An 11432-nucleotide genomic window follows, 5' to 3' on the forward strand; every position below is an offset into this window, starting at 1 on the left:
CATGGACAGCCTGCTCGATACCCCGCATGCAACCGCCACCGGCTGGCGCTTTGAATTGCTCAACGGCTTCCAGCGCGATTTTCCGCTCGATGCCCGGCCCTACCGTGTAATCGCCGAACGGCTCGGCCTCGACGAGGCATGCGTGCTCGACACGCTTGACGAATGGCAGCGCGAGGGCGTGGTGAGCCGCGTCGGCGCGGTGTTCCGTCCCAATACCGTGGGCCGCTCGACGCTTGCTGCGCTGGCGGTGCCGCCCGAGCGGCTGCAGGCCGTGGCGGCACAGGTGTCCGCCTGGCCTCAGGTCAACCACAACTACGAGCGCGAACACGGCTACAACCTGTGGTTCGTGGTCGCCGCCAACAGCCAGCGCGAGCTCAATACCACGCTGCGGCATATCCGCGAGCAGACCGGGCTGACGCCGTTGTCGCTACCGCTGGTGCGCGATTACCACATCGACCTCGGCTTCGACCTGCGCCACGGCAGGGCGCCACGCGCCGCGATGCCCCGCATCCAGATCGACCCGACGCCGCTGCAGCGCCTGCTGCTGGCCGAACTGCACAAGGGCCTGCCGCTGGTGCAGACGCCCTACCGCCACTTGGCCTTTGCCACCGGCCAGAGCGAAGCCTTCATCCTCGGCCAGCTCGACGCCTGGCAGCGCATGGGCGTGATCCGCCGCATGGGCTTGGTGCTGCGTCACCGCGAGCTCGGCTACACCGCCAACGCCATGGCCGTATGGGACGTGCCGGACGAACAGGTGGACGAGGTCGGCGCCCGTCTCTCCACGCAGCCCGGCGTCACGCTCTGCTACCGGCGCCGGCGCAGCCTGCCGGACTGGCGCTACAACCTGTTCTGCATGGTGCACGGGCAGGATCGCGAACGCGTGTCGGGGTTGATCGACGAGCTGAGCCGTCGCCTGGGCCTCGGTGAGCACGCTCATGCCGTGCTGTTCAGCCGCCAGCGCTTCAAGCAATGCGGGGCCCGCTATGGCTGAGCGGCGTTTCGACGATATCGACGCGAGGCTGATCAACCGCCTGCAACTGGGCCTGCCGATCTGCGCCACGCCCTATGCCGAGGTCGCCACCGAACTTGGCATGAGCGAAGCGGCGCTACTGGCGCGCCTGCAACGCCTGCTCGACGACGGCGTATTGAGCCGCGTCGGCCCGATGTACCAGATCGAGCGCATGGGCGGCCGCTTCTGCCTTGCCGCCATCAGCGTGCCACGCGAGCGCTTCGACGAAGTGAGCGCCATCGTCAATGCATTCCCCGAAGTCGCGCACAACTACGAGCGCGAACATCGACTCAATATGTGGTTCGTCGTCGCCACCACCACGGCTGACGCCACAAGCGCCACACTAGAGCGGATAGAAGCCGCCACTGGCCTGCATGTCTATGCCATGCCAAAGGAGAAGGAGTTCTTCGTCAATCTCTATCTCCCCGCCTGACGGGACGGAAACCACCATGAAAACCAGTCCACGCCTTGCCCGCCTCCTTCTCGCCACCTGCGCCACCCTGCTGGCCGGCAGCGTGCTCGCCGCCGACATCGCCTACCCGCAACTGATCAACAAGTCCGGCCGCCAGCGCATGCTGTCGCAGCGCATCGCCAAGGCCTATCTGCAGATGGGTGCGAACGTGCAGCCCGAGCAGGGCCGCCAGTTGCTCAGCGAGTCGGTCAAGCTGTTCGACCAGCAGCTGGCCGAACTCAAGCAGGCCAACCTGCCAAGCGACGTGCAAAACGCGGTGAAGCGCGAAGAACAGCAATGGGCGAGCTTTCGCGAGCTGGCCACAGGCCCGGTCAACCAGGCCACCGCCAGCAAGCTGATCAACCAGAGCGATGCGCTGCTGGGCGCCGCCAACGACGTGACGATGGCGCTGCAGGACAGCTGGGGCCAGACCACCGGCCGCGCCGTGAACCTGGCCGGGCGCCAGCGCATGCTGTCGCAGCGTCTGTCGAAATACTACCTGGCCAAGCAGTGGAACGTGGCGCCGGCCGACAGCGACAAGGCCATGCAGGAAGCGCGCAGCGAATTCGTGCGCAATCAGCGCCAGCTCAGCGCGCAGCCGGAGCTCAACGCCCAGTTGCGGCAGCAGCTCGAGTTGGCGCAGACGCAATGGGTATTCCTCGACACCGCGCTGCAGCAGCCGCGCAGTACCAGCAACGCGCAGAACGTCGCGAGCAGCAGCGAGCGCATCCTCGAAGTGCTCGACGACGTCGTCAGCCGCATCGAAAAGAACCGCCCATGAGCCACGCGCCCGACGATCTCGATCTGCAGCTGATCCGCCATACCCAGGGCGGCCTGCCGCTGGTCGCCCGGCCTTACGCGCAGATCGCCACACAACTGGGCATCAGCGAGGAGGCCGTGATCGAACGGCTCGCGGCCATGCAGGCGCGCGGCGCGATCCGCCGCGTCGCCGCAGTACCCAACCACTACGCGCTCGGCTATCGCCACAACGGCATGACGGTGTGGGATGTCGACGATGCGCTGATCGACGAGCTCGGCCAGCGTATCGGCGAGCTGCCCTTCGTCAGCCACTGCTACCGCCGCCCGCGCCACCTGCCCGACTGGCGCTACAACCTGTTCGCGATGGTGCACGGCAGGCAGCGCGACGATACCGAGCGGCAGATCGCCGAGATCGCCGCCGTGCTCGGCGACGCCTGCCGCGCCCATGACGTGCTGTACAGCACGCGCATCCTGAAAAAAACCGGCCTACGCCTACCGGAATAATCGGAGTAAGACCATGTTCCGCATCAGCCAATACATGCAGGAAGTGCTCCAGCCCACCCCGCTCGCCCCCAAGCGCAATCCGCCCGGCCCCGTGGTGATCTGGAACCTGATCCGTCGCTGCAACCTGACCTGCAAGCACTGCTACTCGATCTCGGCGGACAAGGACTTCGCCGGCGAGCTGTCGACCGACGAGGTCTACACGGTGATGGATGACCTCAAGCGCTTCCGCGTGCCGGTGCTGATCCTGTCTGGCGGCGAGCCGCTGTTGCGGCCGGACATCTTCGACATCGCCCACCGCGCCAAGCAGATGGGCTTCTACGTCGGCCTGTCGAGCAACGGCACGCTGATCACCGAAGACAATATCGAGCAGATCGCCAAGGTCGGCTTCGACTATGTCGGCGTCAGCCTCGACGGCATCGGCGCCACGCACGACAAGTTCCGCCGCAAGGAAGGCGCCTTCGACGCCTCGATGCACGGCATCAAGTTGTGCAAGGAACGCGGCATCAAGGTCGGCATCCGCTTCACCATGACGCAGGACAACGCGCCGGAGCTGCCGCTGCTGCTGGAGCTGATGGAACGCGAGGGCATCGACAAGTTCTACTTCTCCCACCTCAACTACGCCGGCCGCGGCAACAAGCACCGCGGCGACGACGTGATGCACCAGACCACGCGCTGGGCGATGGACCTGCTGTTCGAGACAGCCTGGAAAGATGCCCAGACGGGCCGCCACCGCGAGTTCGTCACCGGCAACAACGATGCCGACGGCGTCTACCTGCTGCAATGGGTACGTGAACGCTTTCCCGAGCGCGAAGCCCAGCTGCGCGCCAAGCTCGCGCAATGGGGCGGCAACTCGTCGGGCGTCAACATCTCGAACATCGACAACCTCGGTAATGTCCACCCTGACACGATGTGGTGGCACCACAACCTCGGCAACGTGCGCGAACGGCCGTTTTCAGAAATCTGGGCAGATACCTCCGAGCCGCTGATGGCCGGCCTCAAGGCTACGCCACGCATCGTCAAGGGCCGCTGCGGCGAATGCCAGTATTTCGACATCTGTGGCGGCAACACCCGTGTCCGCGCCTGGCAGGTATCGGGCGACCCGTGGCAGGAAGACCCGGCCTGCTACCTGTCGGATGCCGAGCTCGGCATCGAAGGCGAACGCGAACGGCTGGCAACGACAGCCTGGGTGCCGATCAAGAAGGTGAGCCATGCTTGACTGGTTGGAAAGAAATAGCCCGGCTGCGGGCCGCAACCCCGCCCTGAACCTGCTGCGCGCTGCGCTCCTCACAACAGCCGCCAGCCTCGCCACACCAGCGCTGGCAGCCTCCCCCGCCGAGCTCTACCAGCAAAACTGCCTCGCCTGCCACGGCGCATCGCGCACCGGCGCCATGGGCCCGGCCCTGCTGCCGCAAAGCCTGGAGCGCCTGAAGAAGGCCGATGCGCTTGCCACCGTGACTCAGGGCCGCGCCGCCACGCAGATGCCGGCCTTCCAGGACAAGCTCTCGGCCGACGACATCAAGGCGCTGGTCGACTACCTCTACACCGCACCGGAGCAGCCACCGAGCTGGCAGGACAGCGACATCACCGCCTCGCGCATCGAATACGTCAAGCCCGGCGCCCTGCCCGCCAAGCCCGTGTTCAAGGCTGATCCGAAAAACCTGTTCGTCGTCGTCGAAGGCGGCGACCACCACGCCTCCATCCTCGATGGCGACAAGCTCGAACCGATCTACCGCTTCGCCACGCGCTATGCATTGCACGGCGGCCCCAAGTTCACGCCGGATGGCCGCTATGTCTACTTCGCCTCGCGCGACGGCTGGATCAGCAAGTTCGACATCTGGAACCTGAAGCTGGTGGCCGAAGTCCGCGCCGGGCTCAACACGCGCAACATCGCCGTGTCCGGCGACGGGAAATACGTGCTGGCCGGCAACTACCTGCCGCAGACACTGGCGCTGTTCGACGCCGATCTCAAGCTGCTGCGCAGCTACCAGGTCGCAAGCGAATCCGGCAAGCCCTCGCGCGTCTCCGCCGTCTACGACGCCGCACCGCGCAAGAGCTTCGTCGTTGCGCTCAAGGACCTGCCAGAGGTGTGGGAGATCCCCTACGACAAGGAGGCCCCGCCCACCTACAAGGGCTATGTGCACGACTACAAGATGGGCGAGGCGCTGGCCCTGCCCGGCCAGTTCACGCCCAAGGTGATCGAGCTCGACACCGTGCTCGACGATTTCTTCTTCGACCAAAGCTACAGCCACCTGATCGGCGCCTCGCGCGAAGGCCGCGCCCAGGTCGTCAACCTCGACATCCGCCGCAAGATCGCCGACCTCGACCTCGCAGGCATGCCACACCTGGGCTCGGGCATCACCTGGGAGTGGCAGGGCAAGCCCGTGCTCGCCTCGCCCAACCTGAAGGACGGCACCGTCAGCATCATCGACATGACGACGTGGAAGACCGTCAAGCAGATCAAGACCAACGGCCCCGGCTTCTTCATGCGCAGCCACGAAAACACCCCCTACGCCTGGGTGGACAGCATGATGGGCGTGAAGAAGGACACGCTGCAGATCATCGACAAGCAGAAGCTCGAAGTCGTCGGCGAAGTCCGCCCCGAGCCGGGCAAGACGCTCGCCCACATCGAGTTCACGCGCGACGGCAAGTACGCGCTGGCGAGCCTGTGGGAGATGGACGGCGCGATCATCGTGTTCGACGCCGCAACGTGGAAGGAAGTGAAACGCCTGCCGATGAGCAAGCCGGTGGGTAAGTACAACGTCTACAACAAGACCACGCGATCGGCCGGCACGAGCCACTGAGCCAGTGTCGCCGCAAGCCAGCAGGCCGCCCATCGGGCGGCCTGTCGTTCTTTCAAGGTACAGCGGGCATCACATGCCCATAGCCGGGTCGCTGATGCTGTGGCGGCCGGTTTCCACGCGGGCGGCGAAGCGCCGCGCGAAACTGGTGGCGCCGGCCACGCTCACGCTGTAGTCGTACCAGCCGCCCTGTGCGCTGGTCGGCCAGCTGCGGCGCAGCGCCTGCCCCGGCGGCACCTCGAAGCGCCAGCTGGCGCCCTTGTTGTAGGCGTTGGCGGTGACCTTGAACACGCACGGCAGCGCACCGTGGTTACTCATGGCGAGGATCACGTCGCCGCTGGCGCGATGATGTTCCGCCGCGACTTCGGGGCGTGGTGCGAGCGGCAGGCGCTCGTCGCTGCAGTTGCCCTTGAAGTGACGGTGGAAGCCATTGGGCCCGAGCACCCACAGGTCGTAGGCACCGAATTCGAGGTCGATGGTGAGCCAGCTCCCTTGCAGCTGCTTGCCCGGCTCAACCGTGTAGCGACGCGGCACGCGGGCCAGGTAGCGGCGGTTGTAGACGTGGAACACGGCGGCCTGCTTGCCGTGATTGACGAAGCTCAGGTTGACGTGCATGGCACCGGGCTCGACGCTCGCAGTCACCTGCAGGTCGTAGGGCAGCGCGCGCGACGGACGCACGCCGGTGTCCTGTCGCGGCAGCGGCCCCGGGGCCAGCACGACGGGCAGTTTCTGCGTCTTGACGGCGCGGGCGCGATCCGCCGCATAACGCGTGTCGGGGAAGGAGGAAAAAAACTCGGTATCGTTCGGGTCTGCGAAGTTGAAGCATGACATCAGGTCACCGCATACCGCGCGGCGCCATGAGCTGATGTTCGATTCGACGACGCCGAAGCGCTGCTCGATGAAGCGGATGATCGAGGTATGGTCGAATACCTGCGAGTTGACCCAACCGCCGCGGCTCCACGGCGACAGCACATACATTGGCACGCGCGGACCGAGGCCGTAGGGGCGGTGCAGGTGCAGGCCGTCCTCGTTGTCCTGGCTGCGCGTGTGGTGGTATTCGCGCTCGGTACTCACGGTCGAGTCGCCGGCAAGGTAGCTGAGCCCGGGCACCGGGCTCCATGGCTCGTAGGACGGCGGCGCGGGCGGCGGCATGTGGTCGAAGAAGCCGTCGTTCTCGTCGAAATTGACGATCAGCACGGTCTTGCTCCACACCTCGGGATTGGCCGTCAGCGCATCGAGCACCTTGGCGGTGTATTCGGCACCCTGCGCCGGGCTCGACGGCCCGGGGTGCTCGGAGCCCGCGGCGGTGGCGATGATCCACGACACCTGCGGCAGCGCGTTGTTGAGCACATCGAGCTTGAGATGGTCGAGATCGCGATGGCCGATGCCGCGCTGCACCAGCTCGGGGTTCAGGCCCGGCGTGCGGGCAGCGTCGCGGAAGGTCTTGAAGCCGACCAGCGGGTTATCGGTGAAGTTGTCGTTGTAGTTCTGGTACACCTGCCAGCGGATGCCGGCCGCCTGCAGGCGCTCGGGGTAGGTCTTCCACAGGTAGCTGCGGCCGTAGTTGTCGGCGTCGATCGAGTCGTGGCTGTTGCCGATCACCGGGCCGTTACCGAGCGGTGGCGCACCGTTACTGCCGGTCCAGTGGAACACCCGGTTGGGGTTGGTGCCGGCGTGCATCGCGCTGTGGTAGCTGTCGCACAGCGTGAAGGCGTTGGCCATGGCGAACTGGAAAGGGATGTCGGCCTCGGTGAAATAGCCCATCGAGTGGTTGGTCTTCACCACCGGCCAGAAATCCATGCGCCCGTGGTTCCAGGCATCCTGCGCATCGGGCCAGGTGTGCGGTGTGCCCTGCACGCGCATATAGCTGAAATCGAGCTCGGTATTGAGGCGGAACGGCGTCACCACCGGCGGCACCAGCCCGCCCTGCTCCCACACCGTGCGGCCCGACAATTGCGGGATGGTGAAGCGATCGCCAAAGCCGCGCACACCGCGCAGGGTGCCGAAGTAATGGTCGAAGGCGCGGTTTTCCTGCATCAGGATCACGATGTGCTCGACATCCTGAATGGTGCCGGTGCGCCGATTGGCAGGAATCGCCAGCGCGCGCTGGATCGCCGGTGGGAACAGGGACAAGACGCCAGCGGCGCCGACGGCCCTGGTGGAATTTTTGAAGAAACGTCGCTTGCTGTGATCGGTCATGTTGGTCTCGGCTGGGTGGGTTCCAATCCGCGGCCATGACAGTACGATCGTTGCCTGGCGCGGCGCTGGCGTAGACATGTAGATGTCTGCCGGACGCCGATCATAGACAGGCGGCGTTACAGCCACGTCACCGATTCATGACATTCACAACGGCCACGCGCCCGTCGGCGAGGCACATGGAAACGACTGAAAAATGGAGTAGCGAAAGCAAGTGTGCTCGGATGCAACCGTAAGGCGAAATCCACGGTTGCGACGGCCAGTTGCCAGCCCGCCAGTACCGGATGCCACGTATCTCCCCAGATTCCACGGCACCATATCCGGGCTACAGAGGGGGGCACAGGGGCCGGCGTCGATTGGATCTGAGATATGGCAGGTGGCTTGGCTGCGGCCCACGTGCTACCAGCGTTGCCGCCGCAGTGCTAGGCCGGCTTGCGCTTGGGCCCGACACCGAGTGGGCAGACGACAGGCAGAAAGCTGTCGGAGCGTGGCGCATAGGCAAGCAGCGCGCCGGCTTCGAGGTCGAAGTACCAGCCATGCAGCGTCAACAGCCCCTTTTCGACGCGCTCCGCAACCCAGGGGAAGCTCTGCAGGTTCTTCAGCGACACGAGTATGGAGGCCTGTTCGCAGGCACGCTGACGCTCGGCGGGGGTGGCGTCAGCCAGCGTGGACATGACGTTGTCGCGGGCCGAGGCCGCGATATTCATCCAGCGGCCGATGAAATCGAGCTCGCCGTTGATCGAATAGCGGTTTTCCAGCAAGGCGCGGATACCGCCGCACTGCGCATGGCCGAGCACGATGATGCGTTCGACCTCGAGTTGCTGCACCGCGAACTGGATGGCGGCGGAGACACCCTGGTGGCGCGTGCCGGCAACGCATGGCGGCACCAGGTTACCGATGTTGCGAATGGTGAAGATGTCGCCGGGATCGACGCCGAGCAGCAGCGCCGGGTCGACCCGCGAATCGCAGCAGCCGATCAGCAGCGTGCCGGGGCGCTGGCCGCCCCGGAGCTGCTCGAACAACTCCGGTGTTTCTTCGAAGAAATGTTGCTGAAAGCGGCAGAAACCATCGATGAAGCGCTGCAGATCACTCATGCTTGGCCCTCTCAGGTGCCGCCGGCGACGAAATCTGTTCCTGGCTGGTTTTCAGGCAACTGGGATTTGACGATGGCTTGCCTCGCCTCCTCGATGCTGACGATCAGCTCGGCGGACAACTTCGCCCGCGCATCCTGGATCGCGGCGTGCAGCAGATCGGCCGCCAGGCAATGCGGATCACGGTTCAGCACCATGGCGACGGCGCGCAGCTCCAGGTTCAGGTCGGCACGCAAGGGTACGCTCAGCGTTCGCACGCCGGAGCTCTGGAAGTCACAGCTGTATTCGTTCAGCTCGCGGGTCTCGCAGAGCTTGTTGACAACGGTAGTGAGTTGATCGCCCATCCTGTAACTCCTCAAGTCGGTGAACCTGGAAATAAACGCGGATTACTGTACGAGCGGCGAATCAGCCGCCGGCAGCTCGATGCCCTCGATTTTCGCCTGTCCGGCAAGGAGCTGTAGATACTGGTTTAGCGCGCGACTCTGCGAGGCGTCAACCAGATATTCACCAATCTGCTCCGCCACGTGTTCGAATGCCTGGCGCTGCCCCGGAATATGACGCAGCACGCGCACGATGTGCAGGCCGAAACGGGTCTCGACCAGCTTGGAGGCGATCTCGCCACCTTCGAGACGGAACAGCACGCGCTCGAACTCGGGTACGGTCTCGCCGCGCTGCAGTTGCCCAAGATGCCCGCCGACCTCGGCCGACGCGCAATTCGAATACTGCCGTGCCAGCTCGTCGAAGCGCTCCGGCGCGGCCTTGACTTCGGCAAGCACGCTTTCGGCCAACTCGCGCAACAGATCGAGCGGCACTTTCTCGGTTACCTGGAACAGGATGTGCTGCGCCTCGACCAGCTCGCCCTCGACGAATTTCTCCGGGTGGCCATCGTAGTAGCGGCGGCAGGCCTCGGTATCGGCCTCGGGGACGGCCACTTCGCGTGCGATGACAGCATCGATGCGCGCATCCTCGTCCGCGTCGTCGAGCCCCAGCTCATCGGCCTTCTGCAACAGCAGCTGACGCAGGATCAGCTCATGTACGGCGGCCTGCAGCGGGTTGGCAGCGCCGTCGTGGTGCGGCAGTTCCTTCTCTACGGCAGCGTCGGTAATCTCGACGCCGTTGACACTGATTCCCATGGCGACCTCCTTGGACGCGGTAGCGGGGCGGGCCGTCGCGGCCCGCCCGTCAAGCCATTAACGCGTGCGTACCAGCTGCCAGGCGCGGGTAACGTAAGTCACCGATGCCAAGCCACTCCAGATGTGCACCAGACGCGTGAACGGGAAGATCGCGAAGACCGACATGCCCATGAACAGGTGCAGCTTGAAGATCAGCGGCGCTTGTTCGATGATTTGCGCGGCACCACCCTGGAAGGTGACGATATGTTGTGCCCAGGTCATCAGCAGCACCATCATGTGACCGTCCATATGGCCGGCGGACACGGGGATGGTGGACAGGCCGAGCAGCAGCGTGGCGAGGATCCAGAACATCACCAGCTTGTCGGCAAACTTGGTCTGCGCGGCGATGCGTGGCTCGGTCAGGCGACGATGCAGCAGGATCAGCAGGCCGATCAGGCACGACGTGCCGAAGATGCCGCCCATGGTCATCGCGAAGCCCTGCTTGAAGCTGTGGGTGACGCCAAGGGTATCCCACACCGCAACCGGCGTGAGCAGGCCCACCAGGTGGCCGAAGAACAGGCCGAGAATGCCCAGGTGGAACAGGATGCTGCCCAGGCGCAGGTTGCCGCGCTTCAGCAGCTGCGACGAGTCGCTCTTCCAGGTGTATTGTTCGCGCTCGAAGCGCACCAGGCTGCCGAGCAGGAAGATCGTGCCCGCCAGGTAGGGATAGATCCCGTAAACGAATTGTTGCAAGTAGTCCATTTGTCTCTCCTTCTCAGCCGCAAGCCGCCGCTTGCGAATGCCCCTTCGGGTAGAACTTGACCGCCTGTACGCCCGGCTTCAGCAGGGGCTCGACGCCATCGGCCGAGGGGCCGAACATTTCCATTGCCTCGTCCATGTCGCGCACTGGCGGCTCGGTCAACGGCAGCGGCTCGACACTGGTGAGGTTTCTCAACGCATCGAACACCACATGATAAGTGCTGTCGTTGCTCTTGAGCTTGTCACCGATCAGCGCCAGCACGTGGATCGCGTCGCCGAGCAGGCGCTCGGCGTCGGCCGGTTCGATCTGCGACAGGAACTCGAGGAACAGCGGCACGTAGTCCGGCAGCTCATCGGGCGTCATCAGCAGGCCGTAGCGCTTGTACTCCTGCAGCAGGTCAACCATGGCCTGACCGCGGTCACGGCTCTCGCCGTGGATGTGCTCGAACAGGTGCAGGCTGTGCTTCGGGTTGCGGTCGAAGGTGGCAACGTAATTCTCTTGCAGCTCGACCACGCCGTGCTCGCGCAGGAAGGCAAACAGCGGCGCAAGCTTGGCTGCCAGCTCAGGCGCTTCGGCGAGCGAGGCCTCGAATTCGGGCATCGCGTCGAGCAGCTCCTGTTCCGGGTAGGTCAGCAGGGCTGACAGGACTTGAAAGTGTTGCATGGTGTTCTCCATAGGCATTGCGTATCGGTTGATGCAGGCCGGCCCGCCTGTTGCGCAAATCTGCGAGCATCTGCCGCAAACCTGCGCAA

General features: G+C 64.9%; 12 protein-coding genes. 6 read left to right on the forward strand and 6 right to left on the reverse strand.

Annotated features, from left to right (window positions below):
- Nucleotide 1: 1 nt before the first annotated feature.
- Genes ABWL39_RS08645 through ABWL39_RS08670 form a run of 6 tightly spaced genes read left to right on the forward strand, consistent with a single transcriptional unit; the run spans nt 2 to nt 5524 of the window.
- Nucleotides 2-991, forward strand: coding sequence for an Lrp/AsnC family transcriptional regulator (locus ABWL39_RS08645; RefSeq protein WP_367789101.1), 990 nt, complete (start codon nt 2-4; stop codon nt 989-991).
- Entirely contained in the window at nt 984-1442 is a 459-nt protein-coding gene (locus ABWL39_RS08650) for an AsnC family transcriptional regulator (RefSeq protein WP_367789104.1), read from the forward strand. Before ABWL39_RS08645 ends, ABWL39_RS08650 begins: the two co-directional genes overlap by 8 nt.
- 16 nt (nt 1443-1458) lie before the next feature.
- Nucleotides 1459-2241 (forward strand): type IV pili methyl-accepting chemotaxis transducer N-terminal domain-containing protein, encoded by a 783-nt coding sequence (locus ABWL39_RS08655; protein ID WP_367789107.1) that lies wholly within the window; start codon nt 1459-1461, stop codon nt 2239-2241.
- Nucleotides 2238-2723, forward strand: a complete 486-nt coding sequence (locus tag ABWL39_RS08660) for an AsnC family transcriptional regulator (protein WP_367789110.1) — start codon at nt 2238-2240, stop codon at nt 2721-2723. The genes ABWL39_RS08655 and ABWL39_RS08660 overlap by 4 nt, the downstream gene beginning before the upstream one ends.
- 13 nt (nt 2724-2736) lie before the next feature.
- Entirely contained in the window at nt 2737-3939 is a 1203-nt protein-coding gene (gene nirJ, locus ABWL39_RS08665; RefSeq protein ID WP_367789113.1) for a heme d1 biosynthesis radical SAM protein NirJ, read from the forward strand.
- Nucleotides 3932-5524, forward strand: coding sequence for a cytochrome D1 domain-containing protein (locus tag ABWL39_RS08670; RefSeq protein WP_367789116.1), 1593 nt, complete (start codon nt 3932-3934; stop codon nt 5522-5524). The genes nirJ and ABWL39_RS08670 overlap by 8 nt, the downstream gene beginning before the upstream one ends.
- Before the next feature lie 69 nt (nt 5525-5593).
- Here the strand turns inward: ABWL39_RS08670 and ABWL39_RS08675 are convergent, their stop codons facing one another.
- The 6 genes from ABWL39_RS08675 to narJ form a co-directional block, all read right to left on the reverse strand.
- Nucleotides 5594-7720 carry a phosphocholine-specific phospholipase C gene (locus ABWL39_RS08675; RefSeq protein ID WP_367789119.1) on the reverse strand — a complete coding sequence of 709 codons (2127 nt, stop codon included), beginning with the start codon at nt 7718-7720 and terminating at the stop codon, nt 5594-5596.
- Nucleotides 7721-8139: 419 nt separating this feature from the next.
- Nucleotides 8140-8811 (reverse strand): carbonic anhydrase, encoded by a 672-nt coding sequence (locus ABWL39_RS08680; protein WP_367789122.1) that lies wholly within the window; start codon nt 8809-8811, stop codon nt 8140-8142.
- A gap of 11 nt (nt 8812-8822) precedes the next feature.
- Entirely contained in the window at nt 8823-9152 is a 330-nt protein-coding gene (locus tag ABWL39_RS08685; RefSeq protein ID WP_367789125.1) for a hypothetical protein, read from the reverse strand.
- A gap of 42 nt (nt 9153-9194) precedes the next feature.
- Nucleotides 9195-9941 carry a peptidylprolyl isomerase gene (locus tag ABWL39_RS08690; RefSeq protein ID WP_367789128.1) on the reverse strand — a complete coding sequence of 249 codons (747 nt, stop codon included), beginning with the start codon at nt 9939-9941 and terminating at the stop codon, nt 9195-9197.
- 57 nt (nt 9942-9998) lie between these two features.
- On the reverse strand, nt 9999-10682 hold the full coding sequence (gene narI, locus ABWL39_RS08695; RefSeq protein ID WP_367789131.1) for a respiratory nitrate reductase subunit gamma: 684 nt from the start codon (nt 10680-10682) through the stop codon (nt 9999-10001).
- A gap of 13 nt (nt 10683-10695) precedes the next feature.
- Nucleotides 10696-11343, reverse strand: coding sequence for a nitrate reductase molybdenum cofactor assembly chaperone (gene narJ / locus ABWL39_RS08700; protein WP_367789135.1), 648 nt, complete (start codon nt 11341-11343; stop codon nt 10696-10698).
- Nucleotides 11344-11432: the final 89 nt, after the last annotated feature.

Source organism: Chitinivorax sp. PXF-14 (assembly GCF_040812015.1).
GTDB lineage: Bacteria > Pseudomonadota > Gammaproteobacteria > Burkholderiales > SCOH01 > JBFNXJ01.